This is a genomic window from Marinobacter similis (assembly GCF_000830985.1).
Taxonomy (GTDB): Bacteria; Pseudomonadota; Gammaproteobacteria; order Pseudomonadales; family Oleiphilaceae; genus Marinobacter; species Marinobacter similis.
The window spans coordinates 1,025,415-1,039,487 of record NZ_CP007151.1; the positions used below are offsets into that span (position 1 = coordinate 1,025,415).

Annotated in this window: 13 protein-coding genes and 1 pseudogene; 3 read left to right on the forward strand and 11 right to left on the reverse strand. The window is 57.8% G+C overall.

Features of this window, described 5'->3' with window-relative positions; all coding sequences use genetic code 11:
* Positions 1 to 49: 49 nt before the first annotated feature.
* Positions 50 to 985 (forward strand): D-2-hydroxyacid dehydrogenase, encoded by a 936-nt coding sequence (locus tag AU14_RS04660; RefSeq protein ID WP_041339339.1) that lies wholly within the window; start codon positions 50 to 52, stop codon positions 983 to 985.
* 32 nt (positions 986 to 1,017) lie between these two features.
* Here the strand turns inward: AU14_RS04660 and AU14_RS04665 are convergent, their stop codons facing one another.
* Complete coding sequence (locus tag AU14_RS04665; protein WP_041339341.1) at positions 1,018 to 2,265, reverse strand: OmpP1/FadL family transporter; 1,248 nt, start codon at positions 2,263 to 2,265, stop codon at positions 1,018 to 1,020.
* Positions 2,266 to 2,464: 199 nt separating this feature from the next.
* On the opposite strand from AU14_RS04665, the gene AU14_RS04670 reads away from it, so the two are divergent.
* A complete protein-coding gene (locus tag AU14_RS04670) occupies positions 2,465 to 3,826 on the forward strand; it encodes a YihY/virulence factor BrkB family protein (RefSeq protein ID WP_041339343.1) in 1,362 nt (453 codons plus the stop codon).
* Positions 3,827 to 3,888: 62 nt separating this feature from the next.
* On the opposite strand, the gene AU14_RS20615 is transcribed toward AU14_RS04670, so the two are convergent.
* The 5 genes from AU14_RS20615 to AU14_RS04690 form a co-directional block, all read right to left on the reverse strand.
* Positions 3,889 to 4,512 (reverse strand): HDOD domain-containing protein, encoded by a 624-nt coding sequence (locus AU14_RS20615; RefSeq protein ID WP_236744381.1) that lies wholly within the window; start codon positions 4,510 to 4,512, stop codon positions 3,889 to 3,891.
* Positions 4,509 to 4,856 carry a hypothetical protein gene (locus AU14_RS20620; protein ID WP_236744382.1) on the reverse strand — a complete coding sequence of 116 codons (348 nt, stop codon included), beginning with the start codon at positions 4,854 to 4,856 and terminating at the stop codon, positions 4,509 to 4,511. Before AU14_RS20620 ends, AU14_RS20615 begins: the two co-directional genes overlap by 4 nt.
* A gap of 111 nt (positions 4,857 to 4,967) precedes the next feature.
* Positions 4,968 to 6,197 (reverse strand): DUF445 domain-containing protein, encoded by a 1,230-nt coding sequence (locus AU14_RS04680; RefSeq protein ID WP_041339345.1) that lies wholly within the window; start codon positions 6,195 to 6,197, stop codon positions 4,968 to 4,970.
* 262 nt (positions 6,198 to 6,459) lie between these two features.
* Positions 6,460 to 7,200, reverse strand: a complete 741-nt coding sequence (locus AU14_RS04685; protein WP_041339347.1) for a 16S rRNA (uracil(1498)-N(3))-methyltransferase — start codon at positions 7,198 to 7,200, stop codon at positions 6,460 to 6,462.
* Between the two features lie 15 nt (positions 7,201 to 7,215).
* Complete coding sequence (locus AU14_RS04690) at positions 7,216 to 8,565, reverse strand: adenosylmethionine--8-amino-7-oxononanoate transaminase (protein ID WP_041339349.1); 1,350 nt, start codon at positions 8,563 to 8,565, stop codon at positions 7,216 to 7,218.
* A 170-nt stretch (positions 8,566 to 8,735) separates the two neighbouring features.
* Between AU14_RS04690 and AU14_RS04695 the strand changes: the two genes are divergently transcribed.
* A complete protein-coding gene (locus AU14_RS04695; RefSeq protein WP_041339352.1) occupies positions 8,736 to 9,233 on the forward strand; it encodes a DUF2505 domain-containing protein in 498 nt (165 codons plus the stop codon).
* A 65-nt stretch (positions 9,234 to 9,298) separates the two neighbouring features.
* Here AU14_RS04695 and AU14_RS04700 read toward each other — a convergent pair whose 3' ends face one another.
* From AU14_RS04700 to ahcY, 5 genes and pseudogenes are all read right to left on the reverse strand, one after another.
* Positions 9,299 to 10,045: an amino acid ABC transporter ATP-binding protein gene (locus tag AU14_RS04700; RefSeq protein WP_041339354.1), complete on the reverse strand. Its 747-nt coding sequence runs from the start codon at positions 10,043 to 10,045 to the stop codon at positions 9,299 to 9,301.
* 13 nt (positions 10,046 to 10,058) lie between these two features.
* Positions 10,059 to 10,730, reverse strand: coding sequence for an amino acid ABC transporter permease (locus AU14_RS04705; RefSeq protein WP_041343609.1), 672 nt, complete (start codon positions 10,728 to 10,730; stop codon positions 10,059 to 10,061).
* 68 nt (positions 10,731 to 10,798) lie between these two features.
* The gene (locus AU14_RS04710; RefSeq protein WP_052471960.1) at positions 10,799 to 11,557 is read right to left on the reverse strand and encodes a transporter substrate-binding domain-containing protein; all 759 of its coding nucleotides are present in this window, start codon (positions 11,555 to 11,557) and stop codon (positions 10,799 to 10,801) included.
* Positions 11,558 to 11,794: 237 nt separating this feature from the next.
* Complete coding sequence (gene metF, locus AU14_RS04715; RefSeq protein ID WP_041339357.1) at positions 11,795 to 12,664, reverse strand: methylenetetrahydrofolate reductase [NAD(P)H]; 870 nt, start codon at positions 12,662 to 12,664, stop codon at positions 11,795 to 11,797.
* 12 nt (positions 12,665 to 12,676) lie between these two features.
* Positions 12,677 to 14,070, reverse strand: a pseudogene (gene ahcY / locus AU14_RS04720) (adenosylhomocysteinase).
* Between the last annotated feature and the right edge of the window lie 3 nt (positions 14,071 to 14,073).

Below are 14,073 nucleotides of genomic sequence, written 5' to 3' on the forward strand. Positions count from 1 at the left end.
TTGCTTCAGTCTACCCTAATCTTTGCCTGTCTTGATTCAGGAGAAAAGCATGAAAGCAGTATTCCTCGATGCCAATACACTGGGCAACGATGTCGATCTCGCTCCCATTGAGCGTATCACCGGAGATCTCGTTAAACACGGTAAAACGGCGCCGGATGAGGTAGTTGGCCGCATTCAGGGCTTCGATACGGTGATCGTCAACAAGGTGGTGCTTACGCGAGAGCATTTCGAAGCCTGCCCTGAGCTGAAAACCATTGCGGTAGTGGCCACCGGGATTAACAACATCGATAAAGATGCAGCTCGCGATCATGGTATCCGGGTGCTGAATGTAACTAATTACGGCCGCTCAACGGTTGCCCAGCACACCATGGCGCTGATTCTGGCGCTGGCTACCCGGTTGCTGGATTACGATCGCGATGTGCGTGCCGGTCGCTGGGGCAAGAGCGACATGTTTTGCCTGATGGACCATCCGATCATGGAGCTGGAGGGTCGTACACTGGGCGTTCTGGGTTATGGTGATCTGGGCCAGGGGGTCATTAAGAGGGCCGAAGCCTTTGGAATGAAAGTCCTGTTGGGCGCACGGCCGGGCCAGTCGGCCTCGGAGGTGGATGGCTATCCGCGCCTGCCCCTGGACGAACTGCTGCCAAAGGTGGATGTGCTGTCACTGCACTGCCTGCTCACCGACGACACCCGTAACCTGATCGGTGCCCGTGAGTTGAAGATGATGAAAAACGATGCCTTGCTGATCAACACCAGCCGCGGCGGACTGGTGGACGAGCAGGCGCTGGCGGATGCCCTGAGGTCGGGCGAGATCGGTGGCGCCGGTTTTGATGTCTTGACGGAAGAGCCGCCCCGTAACGGTAACCCGTTGCTGGCAGACGATATCCCCAATCTGATCGTGACCCCTCATTCGGCTTGGGCAAGTCGCGAAGCGCGACAGAGAATCGTCGATATTACGGCGCGTAATTTGTCATCCCCGGCATAACCGGGGCTTTTTTGCATTCCAGGCGGCGTGGTTTAGTACTTCCAGCCGATGCTGGCTGATGCGCCAACCTGGTACATCTCCAGGGTGATTGTCTGGTCGGCCGCCAGTGGGTTGGGGCCAGTGACTTCTTTCGTCGGCGAGAAGAAAGCCATTCCGGAAAGCTCCAGGTTCTCGCTGAAGTTGTGGGTGAAGCCACCGGTGAAGTGCCATTCCTGCAGTCCCGGAGCGAGGATATTGAACAGTACGTCCTCGTCAGAGATCGGGCTTTCGCCGTAGCTTACGCCTGCTCGCCAGGCGTTCTTCTGGCTCTGTTGCCACTGCCAGCCCAGCTTGACGATGGTCATGTCATCCCAGCCAAAACCAGCGCCCTGGTCGGCACCCAGCGGTGCTGTCATCAGGTTCGGCAACAGCGCATTGCCGACACTGTTCACTTCGCTGTATTTAATATGCTGAACGTCCAGAAGGATCCAGTGATCCTGAATGCCGGACCAGGCGATGCCGGCGTTTAACATCTGCGGGATGTCGAAGTCACCCTGTTCGGCAAACAGGCCCTGGTATTGGTCGAATTCTTCCATTTCCAGGATGTTGCGCCAGCTTACGCCACCTCTTAGGGTGTCGGTGATCTCGCCCTGCCAGCCAATCTGAAAGCCGTAGCCCCAGGCTTCATCGTCGCCGTTGTTCGATAGTGCACTTGGATCAGACGAGAAGTCGCGGAAACCCTGCAGGCCTCTCGCCTCGAAGCGCTGGTAAGCAATGACCGGAGAAATGCCGAAGGCCTGATTGTCGGAGAATTCCCAGGACCATGTAGGCGCGATGAACAGCTGCTCCAGGTTGACGCCGGTGCGGCCGCCGTAGAATGGGCCACCTTCTTCGCCGGGGTATTCAGTGTTCATGCCGCCGTTGGCGAACACCGAAACGCCAAACGCGGTGGTGTCGGACAGCTTGCGGTTAAAGCCGAGGTGCGGGATGACAAAACCATCGCGGCTGCTCTGGTAGTTGCCCGGGGCCAGGGGGAACATGTCGTCCTGCTGCGGGTTACCTTCTACGGAGTATTCCCGGCGGGGCGAAAACGCCTCCAGGCCACCGTCCACGCGGTTGCCGATGAAGGCCATGCCAGCCGGGTTGGTGGCTGCTGCAATGCTGTCCTGAGACAGGGCGCTTCCGGCGCCGGCCATACCTTTATTGATGGTGCCGTATCCATGGCTGAAATACCCATTGGTCGCTAGTGCGGATGCCGGAATAAAAGCTGTGATAGCGGCTACTGCAAGGCTTAAGCGCATAGATGAATACCCGATGGTCAATGTCAGTCAATTTCGTGGCGCTGTTGTACACAAGAATTTATATAAGAGAAAGTGATTAAAATTCATATGCTTATAATTCTGGCCTCAACCCTCGCAAATGCCCGTTAATCGGCCATACTCTGTTACGGCAGGTATCTGCCTGATAATCTGTACAAAACTTTCCATTGCAGGACATTGAGTGGCTTCTTTCCAATTTAGAGAACGGCTTCAGGCGGCAGAAGACTGGATTCTTGCTAACCCCAACCCTCCGCGCACCTGGCCCTGGACCTGGCTGTACAAGGCAGGCCGCTCGGTTTATGCGCTGGCCAGGGATGTCATCAGTGGCCAGCTGACCCTGCACGCCATGAGCCTGGTCTACACCACGCTGCTCAGTATCGTGCCGCTGCTGGCGCTCAGTTTCTCGGTGCTGAAGGCGCTGGGGGTGCACCAGCGCATGGAGCCCTTCCTGTTCCAGTTCTTCCAGCCTATGGGGCCTCAGGGTATCGAGCTGGCAGAGAAAATCCTGGGGTTTGTCGACAACATGAAGGTAGGTGTGTTGGGTTCCGTGGGGTTGGCGCTGCTGGTCTACACGGTGGTCTCTTTGCTGCAGAAGATCGAGCGCTCGTTCAACATGATCTGGCGCGTGCCCGACATGCGCTCGATGGCGCAGCGGTTCAGTAACTACCTCAGTGTCATCATGGTGGGTCCTCTGCTGATGGTGTCCGCTATCGGTGTCAGCGCCACCATTTTCTCCTCTACCTTTGTCCAGACCCTGATCGAGATCGAACCTTTCGGCTCCCTGATCCTGGTCGCCAGCCGGTTTACCCCGTTCTTCCTGGTGGTCGGTGCCTTCACCTTTGTCTATATCTTCATGCCGAACACCCGCGTGAAGCTTCGTTATGCCTTTATCGGTGGTCTGGTTGCCGGGGTGTCCTGGCAGGCCGCGGGCATGTTGTTTGCGTCATTCGTGGCGGGTTCCGCCAAGTACGCCGCCATCTACTCCAGTTTCGCCATTGGTATCATCCTGCTGATCTGGACCTATCTGAACTGGATGATCCTGTTGCTGGGGGCCAGCCTGGCGTTCTATTTGCAGAATCCAAGCTCGGTTGCCAAGCGCCGGCAGGTCCAGCTGGCGCCGGAGTTGCAGGAAAAGGTGGCCTTGGCCTTGATGTGGATGGTGGCGAAACCCTTTGCAGAGGGTGAGCCCGCGCCCCAGCAGGAAGTGCTCGAGCATCGGTTGAGTGTACCCGGTGAGGTGACTCGGGGCGTGAGTGACAAGCTGATTCGAGCCGGGTTGTTGTCTCTGGCGGGGCGCCAGGGTGATCAGCTGGTTCCTGGCCGGTCGCTGGATGGCATTTCGATTGCTGACGTGCTCAGGGTGGTTCGTCGCGACGAGGATCGGGTGGTGGACAGGTTGCCCCTTGATTTGCCCTTTGACCTGCTGCATGGCGAGGAAGAGCGATTGACCACGTCCTTCTCCGAGCTGCTGAAAACCGGTAAGACGATTCAGCAGACCGTTAAAGAAGCAGAACAGGATCCGGTGTCACAGTCGGGAGGGTGAGCGCCCCTCATCACGCAGCATGCCCAGCAGTGATTCCCGAACCAGTTTGATTTGCTGCGGGCTCAGTTGCACCACGTTGGCAGGTCGTCCTCCGCCAGATTGCGCTGGTTGGCGTGGTGAAGCACCTCACGGGTGCCAATGATGATGCCATCGTTTAACGGTGTCTGGTCTTGTCTCGGGGCCGGGCGTTCCGCTGCCAGCAACAGCGCGCTGAACCGTGGCGGAAGATTCCAGGCCTTGGCCAGCAGCTGGCTGGTGGTCCACTGGTAACGGGTCATGGCCTGCCGGATCAACGCCGGGGGCGGGGCAGTGTTGTGTTGCGCACGGCAGATCCGCTGCAACTCCCTGAACAGAGTGATGTAGGCCAGCGCCGGCAGAAGTCCTGCCATGAAGTGGGCACTGGTGTCGGCGTTATGTAGCTTGGCAATCTGCTCGGAGGCCCTTGCGCAGGAGATGCCCCAGCGCCAGACCCGCTTGGCAAACAGTGCTTCGCCACTGTTACGCGCGGCCATCATTGGGCGCATTACAGCCGCAGACACCACATTCCGGATACCATCGATACCAAGCAGGAAAACTGCCTGATCTACCGATTCGATGGCTTTGTCGCCGTGGCGGAAGAAGGGGCTGTTGGCTATTTGCAGCAACTGATCGGTCAGGGCCGGATCCCTGAGAATGATGTCGGTCACACTCTGGCGTCGGTGGATTCATCGGACAAGGCTCGCAGCAGCATCGGAAGGCTTAGCGGTTGCCGGGGCAGTTCATCCAGCTGGTCATCATTCAGGCGATGTTCCAGTTCGGCCAGAATCTCCGGTGCAGGCGAAGACTCTCCGTTCAGTGCAGAGGGTTTGGCATCCAGCAGCCAGCAAAACAGATGTTCCTCCAGCTGGCGGGTCAGTTCTAACCCGTTCTCGAGGTCGTCGTCGTTAGTTTGCTCTTTGGCTGGGTTGATTAGCCGCGCTTCCGGTAGCACTGGTGTTGGCGGTTGTGGCGATGAGAATAAACTCGAAATCCAGGAGAGAAAGCCTGGCATCCGTTGCCTCCGAGCCAATCAGTCGTAAAGAGTTACGTATTCTTACACGCGCAGTATAGCCGGCGACCAGAGTCTTGCACAGTAGTTAACCAGTCCGAATCCAGCGCTACCCTAAAAAACGGTCTGACCGAACACAAACACCAGCTGGCAGAAACCTGCGGCCATGCCCAGAAAGGCGCCGACGAGAATCAGCTTGATTTCGTCTTCCTGGAAACAGGGTCTGAGCAGATCCTGAAATTCCTCTGAGGACAGGGCAATCATCCGTTCCACCATGATCGATTCGACTGCCCGGGCCCGGTCCTGTTCGAACACCGGGTTGTCGAATGAGGTCTGGGAGATCTCGATGGCTTTTTCGCCCACCTGCTTTTTCAGGGTGGCGAAGCCAGTGGGCCCAAAGGCCACCTGGGTTAGTGCTTTGCCCATGCCGGCGGTTTCATCAACCAGTGGCTTGATGTGTTTCTTCACCATGTTGCGGGCGCGGTCGCCCTTGGGGCCGGTCAGTATGGCGTTAATGATGTTGCCGACGGTCAGTATTTCGTGGGTGACAATGTGGCAGAAGGATTCGGCCACTGCCGGTTGGCGCTTGAGGAACAGTCCCTGTATCCGAAACGGGCCCACTTTCTTTGGCTGCAGCGGGCGGAAGATGACGTTCAGGGCAATCCAGTTGGTGGCCCAGCCTACCAATAGGCCGAAGAACGGCAGTACCCACCAGCTCTGGTAGAAGTACCAGACGGTCATCTGGATCAGGCCGAACAGGAAGCCGAAGTAGAGGCCGGAGTTGACGATAAAGCGGAACTCGACTTCGCCGCACTCCAGGAAGATCTTGTTCAGCAGTTTTTTGTCGCTGGCCAGCCGTTCGATGACCATGCCTTTGATGTCGAGCAGGTCTTCGATGTTCGCCGAGATATCCTCCACGAGGTTGTCGACCAGTTGGGGTGTCGATTTTCGAACCCGGTCATAGACCATGTTGCGGGCCGAGGCTGGCAGGTTCTCCCAGAAGGTGGGGTATTCTCGCAGCATCATTTCGTCCACATATTCTTCTATTCGGCTGTCTACCGTGTAAACGATGTGGGTGGCGAGGACTTTCGGGTCAATCTGCTGGAAGATTTCGTTTACGGTGCCGATCTTGGAAATGGTGGCATCGACACTGATGGCGGCCATTTTTCGGGCTTTTGAGGGGATTATGCCTTGCCAGCCCAATAGCGGCGGTTTGCCGATGAATTCCAGCGGGAAGAACGTCATCTTGATGGCGAGCCAGTTGGTGGTCCAGCCGATCAGCGCCGCGATGATGGGAATGCTGAGGTATTGCCAGAATTCAGGGGTGGTGAACAAGCTTGTCATCCGCTACTCGCCATTTCCAATGTTGCATACTTTGGAGCGAGCCACCCTACGGATTAGTCTTTTCAGAACCCGCTCAGGCACATCCATGTGGCGCTTGAGCTCCGCCATCCATGGCTCCGCACAGTTCTGAAAAGACCAATCCGTAGAATGGCCCATACCTCGGGGCACTTCTTCAGTCAGGCAAGGATAATGTTGTTCGCAGTGAGTACTGTCAATGACTTGGCTGCCGAAAGGAGGCGGGCAGTGGGGTTGTGAAGAGCCGTCAGGCTTCGTTTCCGACATCGCCCCACAACCACTGGCATAGGGCAATGGCGGCAACGGGGGCGGTTTCGGTGCGCAAAACCCGGGGGCCGAGAGCCACGGGCAGGAAACCGTCTTGCTCGGCGAGGGTGATTTCATCGGCTGACAGGCCGCCTTCCGGGCCGATCATCAGGGCAACGCGGCAGGGCTTGGCCATGGCGGTCAGGGATTGTTCGGTGCGGTGATGCAAAACCAGCCGGGCGTCGCAGTCGCGGCTGTGTTCCAGCCACTGTTGAACCGTCATTACCGGCAGGATCTCAGGCACCCGGGCCCGGCCGCATTGTTCAGCGGCGCTTACGGCCACCGATTGCCAGTGGCGCAGGCGTTTGTCTTCCCGGTCGCCTTTGAGTTTTACCTCACAGCGTTCGGTGGTCAGGGGCACAATGCGGGTAACGCCCATTTCCACGGCTTTCTGAACCGCATAATCCATGCGGTCGCCCTTGGAGAGGGTCTGGCCCAGTACGATTTCCAGGGGCGATTCGGTGGCGTTGGCCTCGGGCGCCCCAACCAGCACTTCCACCTGCTTCTTGCCGGCGGTGGTGATGGTGGCCGGGTAGTCCTGCCCGTCGCCGTTGAACAGGCGTAATTCCTGGCCAGGCTGCATGCGTAGCACCCGTCCGACGTGCTGGGCGGCGTTGTCGTCCAGGTCGGTTGTCACTCCTTCACTGAGTGGCGAGTCGGTATAGATTCTGGGGATGCGCATGCCTGTCTTTCCTGGTCAGTCCCTAACGGCGATATCAATGCCCTCGGTCGCGACCTGGGCCAGATGGCGAATCTGGTCTTCGGTGATGACGTAAGGCGGCATGAAGTAAACCACATTACCCAGGGGGCGAAGCAAGGCTTCACGGGTCAGTGAATGCTGATATACCCGCACGCCGCGTCGTTCCTGCCAGGCGAAAGGGGTTTTAGAAGGTTTGTCCTTCACCATTTCCACCGCCAGGGTCATGCCGTGCTGACGGATGTCGCCCACGTTCGGGTGGTCGGCCAGGTGCGCGACCGATTCGGCCATGCAGGCGGAGAGTCGGCGATTGTGCTCAATTACATTGTCGTCCCGGAAGATGTCCAGGGTGGCCAGTGCCACGGCACAGCCGATCGGATTGCCGGTGTAGCTGTGGGAGTGCAGGAAGGCTTTCAGGGTTTCGTAGTCGTCGTAAAAGGCGTTGTAGACGTTGTCGGTGGTCAGCACTACTGACAGTGGCAGGTAACCTGCCGTCAGGCCTTTCGACAGGCACATGAAATCCGGGGTGATGCCTGACTGCTCACAGGCGAACAGGGTGCCGGTGCGGCCGAAGCCGACGGCGATTTCGTCGGCGATCAGGTGCACGCCGTAGCGGTCACAGGCTTCGCGCAGTTTGGTGTGGTAGATCGGGTGGTGCATGCGCATGCCGCCGGCGCACTGGATCAGCGGTTCTACTACAACGGCGCAGATTTCGTCGTGTTTCTCGGCCAACAGCTTTTCCATGGCCTCGAACTGGCGCAGGGCATAGGCTTCGTCGGTTTCACCGGCTTCCTTATTAAACGCATCCGGGGAGGGCGCGGTTAGCACTTCCATCAGCAACGGCTGGTAGGTGTCCTTGTACAGCGCCACGTCGCCCAGTGCCAGCGCCCCGAGGGTTTCACCGTGGTAGCTGTTGCTCAGGTTGACGAAGTTCTTCTTGCTCGGTTTGCCGTGGTTTTTCCAGTAGTGGAAGCTCATCTTCAGTGCCGCTTCGACAGCGGAGGAGCCGTTATCGGCGTAGAAGCACTTGTTCAGGCCTTCAGGAGTCACTTCGATGAGTCGCTCTGAAAGATTTACCACCGGCTCGTGGGTGAAGCCCGCGAGGATCACGTGCTCCAGCTGGCCAATCTGTTCTTGAATGGCGGCGTTGATGCGTGGGTTGGCGTGGCCGAACAGGTTGACCCACCAGGAGCTGACCGCGTCGATGTAGCGGTTGTTCTCAAAATCTTCCAGCCAGACGCCTTCGCCCCGTTTGATGGGGACCAACGGCAGGGTTTCATGGTCTTTCATCTGGGTGCAGGGGTGCCACACGGACTTGAGGCCGCGGGCGACGAGATCGGCGTTGCGCATGGAATATCTCCGGTCAGACTGTCAGGTTCGGGTAAATCGGCTGTTAACCTTGGCGAATATTACAGTTAACGGCGCCGGCTGACCACCTTGCCAGGCACCTTCGACCTCCCGGCCAATGCGGGCTTTGCGCTGGCACCGGACAATCTAGAAAATCTTAATAGGAGGTTGTTATGGAGCTTGAGTTAACACACCCATACGACGCGGGTTTGAACGACGTGCTGGGCACGTTTTTCAGTCGGGACCGGATTCTGGAGAAAAATACGCGGGAAGGGTCTCGCAACGTGAAGGTACGGGAGCTGATTCTCGATGAAGCCTCGGCAAGGATAGTCATCGAACGGGAGGTCACCAGTTCCACCGACGTACCGTCGATTCTGGCCAGTTTTCATCGGGAGTGGAACGAGGTCAGCCAGGATGAGCACTGGTTCAGAAAGAGCGAAGACGAGTGGCATTGCGAGTTTCGGGTGCGTATTGACGGTGTGCCGGCCAAGGTCCGGGGCATTATGAAGCTCAAGGGTGACGGCCAGTCCTGTACCAATCAGGTCAGCTTGAAGGTGCGCAGTGATTTACCGCTGATCGGTAAGAAAATTGCCAAATTTTTGGCCGAGGATTCCCGTATCAAGATTGAGGAGGAGTATCAGGCCACGCGCCGGCTGCTGCAGCAGGATTGAACGGCGCCCATAAAAAAAGCCCCACCGATGAGGCAGGGCTTTTCTGCGAGCGTTGAACGCTGGCGTCAGTGCGCCAGCACCCGCGACAGGAACGCCTGGGTACGTTCGTTCTGGGGGTTGTCGAACACATCGTCCGGCTTGCCCTGTTCCACAATCTGGCCTTCGTGAATGTAGATCACGCGGTCGGCCACTTCACGGGCGAAGCCCATTTCGTGGGTAACGACCATCATGGTCATGCCTTCTTTGGCCAGTTCACGCATCACGTCCAGCACTTCACCGATCATTTCCGGATCCAGTGCCGAGGTGGGTTCATCGAACAGCATTAGCCGAGGTTCCATGGCCAGGGCGCGGGCGATGGCGACGCGCTGTTGCTGGCCACCGGACAGCTGGCTTGGAAACTTGTCGGCCTGGTTGCCAATGCCAACACGGTTCAGCAGTCGTTCGGCAGTGGCAGCAGCCACAGTTTCCGACGTGTCCTTGACCTTCTTCGGGGCCAGCATGATGTTCTTTTTCACCGTCAGGTGCGGGAACAGATTGAACTGCTGGAATACCATGCCGACTTCTTTGCGGATCTCGGCCAGGGATTTCGGATTACCGCTCTTGGGCGCAAGCGGGTGACCGTCCACCGTCAGGTGGCCGGATTCAAACTCTTCCAGGCCGTTTACGCAGCGGATCAGGGTCGACTTGCCGGAGCCACTGGCCCCGATGATCACCACCACTTCACCCTTGGCAACGGTCAGGTCGATGTCTTTCAGGACATGCAGCTTGCCGAAGTACTTGTTCATGCCCTTCATTTGTACGATATCAGTCATGATCAGCGTTCCTTCAGACAGAGGCCAGTCCACGCCGCTCAATCAGGCGCAGGATCAGGGATAGCGACAGGGTAATGCCGAGATACATGATCGCGACCACGAAATACACCTCAAACGCCGTGAAGGTGTTGGCAATGTAGATCTGACCCTGGCGTACCAGCTCGCCGACACCAATCACCGAGAACAGCGAGGTGTCCTTGATGCTGACGATGGCCTGATTGCCCAGTGGCGGGATCATCCGGCGCAGGGCCTGTGGCCATACGATGGACCAGAAGGTTTGGCTACGTGACAGGCCAAGTGACAGGCCGGCTTCGGTTTGGCCTTTTGCGATGGATTGCACGCCGCCACGAACCACTTCCGAAATGTAGGCGCCGGAGTTCAGGGCGATAGCCGCAATACCCGCGACTAGTGGGTCGATCGGGCCACCGATCAGGTCGGGCAGGCCGTAGAAAATGAACAGTACCTGCACCAGGATCGGCGTGCCCCGGAAAATCTCGATGTATGCGGTGGCTGGCCAGCGCAGGAACCATTTCTTGTTAATGCTGAGCAAGCCAAAGAGAATGCCCAGTAAAAAGCCAATCAGCAGACCGCCGAAGGAAATCAGCAGTGTGTAGGGGATCCCTTTAATCAAAAACGGGATGGAGTCGATGGCCGCTTGCCAGTCGAACTCAAACTGGAACTCCACAGTGGTATTCTCCAATCAATGAGAAGGGAACCACCGGACTGGCTTCCAGCCCGGTGGCGGTCAGTGGTTTACTTGTCTTCGGGCATGGGGCCGAACCACTTCTCATAGATGGTTTTGTAGGTGCCATCTTCCATCATCGACGCCAGTGCGGCGTTGACTTCGTCCAGCCACTCACTGCCAGCTTTCAGTGCGATGCCGTATTGCTGGCCTTCGTACATGGGGCCAACGGTCTGGACCTTACCGCTGCCTTTGGTACGGGCGAAGTAGCCGACGTTCGGGGCGTCGTAGAACACGGCGTCAACCGCGCCAGACATCAGGGCCAGGTACATGTCGGCACTGCCCGGATACGGGGTAACGCCGGAGTTGTCGTCCAGGTTCTTCATCAGGAAGTCATAGCTGGTGCTGCCAATCTTGGAGCCGATTTTCTTGCCCTCCAGGTCAGCCAGAACTTTGATGTCGTCGTTGCCCTTGGGCACCAACAGGCGCAGGCCGGAATCGTAGTAAGGGTTGGAGAAATCGACGATCTCTTCACGGGCTTCGGTGATGGTCATGCCGGCGATGGCAATGTCGACGTTACCCGTCTGCAGGGCCGGAATAATGCCGTTGAAGTCCATGGTGTTCAGGTCGTATTCAAAACCGGCGCGCTTGGCGACTTCGGCAATGATTTCCATGTCGAAACCGATCATCTCGCCAGTTTCCTGGTCCATCATTTCGAAGGGTACAAAGCTCGGGTCAGTGACCACGCGCAGGGTTTCTGCACTTGCGGTTCCAGCGGCCAGGGTAAGTGCCAGGCTAGCGCCAATAGTTTTCAGCCATTTCGTGTTCATGCTTTCTCCTATTTCTTTTATTAGTGCTCCGTTCGCCGGGTAAGGCGGGCCGAGCAGCATGGCGGATGACCATGGTGACCGGGGAGCGTTTTGGGAACTGCGTCCCGTACACCTTAGCGTATTGCCAAAGGAATTTCAGGAAATCAAATGCTTGGAGGGGCCTTAGATTGAGGCGGCGACAGTCTGGATAGAAAAAGGAAAGCGGTCCGGGCAGATGCCCGGACCGCTAACCGGAATTCAGAAGGAGATTTTTTCCTGCTCGCTGATCCCGAGGTTCTTCCAGATGCTGAGGCTGGGCTCGGCCTGGTTCAGGGTGTAGAAATGCAGCCCCGGCGCGCCGGCCTTGAGCAGCTTTTCACACATGTCAGTTATCACTTCTTCGCCAAACTTGCGGATGCTGTCGCTGTCATCGCCGTATGCTTCGAGCTGCTTACGGATCCAGCGCGGGATTTCGGCACCGCACATGTCTGAGAACCGCACCAGGTTGGAGAAATTGATGATGGGCATGATGCCCGGCACCACCGGAATGGTGACGTCCATCTTCTCCAGACGGTCGATAAAGTAGAAGTAACTGTCCGCATTGAAGAAATACTGCGTGATGGCGCTATTGGCACCGGCCTTTACCTTGCGGGCAAAGTTCTGCAGGTCATCTTCCGCACTGCGCGCCTGAGGATGAAACTCCGGGTAAGCGGCCACCTCCAGGTTGAAGGTGTCGCCACTGTGCTCGCGGATAAACTCCACCAGTTCATTGGCATATCGCATCTCACCGGCCGCACCCATGCCCGAAGGCATGTCGCCCCGCAGGGCGACGATGCGGTTGATGCCGTTCTCCTTGTACACGTCCAGCAGTTCGCCAATCTCCTGGCGGGTACCCCCCACGCAGGAGAGGTGGGGCGCTGTGGAAATGCCCTGCTTGTGCAGGTTGAGCACGGTCTCAATGGTGCGGTCCCGGGTGGAACCGCCGGCACCGAAGGTGACTGAAAAGAAATCCGGGTTCACCTCGGCCAGCTTGTTGCGCACAGTCTGGAGCTTTTCCTTGCCCTGGTCAGTCTTGGGCGGGAAGAACTCGAAACTGAAGCGACGCTTGAACTGTTTCTGACTTTCCATGCTGCCGTCCGATCAGTACTTGTAGCTTTCTGGCTTGTACGGGCCTTCGACCGGTACACCGATGTATTTGGCCTGCTCCGGGGTCATCTTGGTGATCACGCCACCAAAGCCTTCGACCATGGCGCGGGCCACTTCTTCGTCCAGATGCTTGGGCAGAACCTGCACATACACGCCCTTTTCACGGGCATCTTCCGGCAGGTCGGCGAACTTGCGCTCGAACAGGTAGATCTGGGCCAGAACCTGGTTGGCGAAGGAGCCATCCATGATCCGCGACGGGTGACCGGTGGCGTTGCCCAGGTTCACCAGGCGGCCTTCGGACAACAGGATCAGGTGATCGTTGGCGGCCTTGTCGCGATACACCACGTGTACCTGCGGCTTCACTTCGTCCCATTCCCAGTTCTTGCGCATGTAGGCAGTATCGATCTCGTTGTCGAAGTGACCGATGTTGCACACGACAGCGCCAGATTTCAGGGCCTTGAGCATGTGCGAATCGCACACGTTCATGTTGCCGGTAGTGGTGACCAGCAGGTCGGTGTTCTGCAGCAAGTCGCGGTTAACGCCCGCTTCGGTGCCGGTGTTCACGCCATTAATGTATGGCGAGACCAGCTCGAAGCCGTCCATGCACGCCTGCATGGCACAGATCGGATCGGCCTCGGTGACCTTCACGATCATGCCTTCCTGACGCAGGGAGGCGGCGGAGCCTTTGCCCACGTCACCGTAGCCAATCACCAGCGCTTTCTTGCCGGCCATCAGGTGTCGGTGCCGCGTTTGATGGCGTCATTCAGGCTGTGACGGCAACCATACTTGTTGTCGTTCTTGGCCTTGGTGACGGCATCGTTGACGTTGATAGCCGGTACTTTCAGGGTGCCGTCGCGCAGCATTTCCTGCAGACGATGCACGCCGGTAGTGGTTTCTTCGGTAACGCCGTGGCAGTTAGCCAGGATTTCCGGGTATTTCTCGTGGAGCAGGGCGGTCAGATCGCCGCCGTCATCCAGGATCATGTTCGGCTGCCAGCCATCCACGTCGGCACCGACCGTGCGTTCGAGGCACCAGTCGTATTCTTCGTCGGTTTCGCCTTTCCAGGCAAAGACCGGAATGCCCCGTGCAGCGATGGCTGCGGCGGCCTGGTCCTGGGTGGAGAAGATGTTGCAGGATGACCAGCGAACATCTGCGCCCAACTCAACCAACGTCTCAATCAGCACGGCAGTCTGGATGGTCATGTGGATGCAGCCCATGATGTTGGCGCCTTTCAGCGGCTGCTCGGCCTTGTACTTCTCGCGCAGGGCGATCAGGGCAGGCATTTCGCCTTCGGCGATCTTGATTTCCTTGCGGCCCCAGTCGGCCAGGGAAATATCACGGACTTTGTAGTCGTCAAAATTCTTCAGTTGTTCTGCGGGAGTGCTCATGGT

Coding starts and splice junctions, on each gene's coding strand:
- AU14_RS04680 (WP_041339345.1), bottom strand. CDS start 6,197: ATGACAAGCTTGTTCACCACCCCTGAATTCTGGCAATACCTCAGCATT.
- AU14_RS04665 (WP_041339341.1), bottom strand. CDS start 2,265: ATGCGCTTAAGCCTTGCAGTAGCCGCTATCACAGCTTTTATTCCGGCA.
- AU14_RS04710 (WP_052471960.1), bottom strand. CDS start 11,557: ATGAACACGAAATGGCTGAAAACTATTGGCGCTAGCCTGGCACTTACC.
- AU14_RS04660 (WP_041339339.1), top strand. CDS start 50: ATGAAAGCAGTATTCCTCGATGCCAATACACTGGGCAACGATGTCGAT.
- metF (WP_041339357.1), bottom strand. CDS start 12,664: ATGGAAAGTCAGAAACAGTTCAAGCGTCGCTTCAGTTTCGAGTTCTTC.
- AU14_RS04700 (WP_041339354.1), bottom strand. CDS start 10,045: ATGACTGATATCGTACAAATGAAGGGCATGAACAAGTACTTCGGCAAG.
- AU14_RS20620 (WP_236744382.1), bottom strand. CDS start 4,856: ATGCCAGGCTTTCTCTCCTGGATTTCGAGTTTATTCTCATCGCCACAA.
- AU14_RS04695 (WP_041339352.1), top strand. CDS start 8,736: ATGGAGCTTGAGTTAACACACCCATACGACGCGGGTTTGAACGACGTG.
- AU14_RS04690 (WP_041339349.1), bottom strand. CDS start 8,565: ATGCGCAACGCCGATCTCGTCGCCCGCGGCCTCAAGTCCGTGTGGCAC.
- AU14_RS04685 (WP_041339347.1), bottom strand. CDS start 7,200: ATGCGCATCCCCAGAATCTATACCGACTCGCCACTCAGTGAAGGAGTG.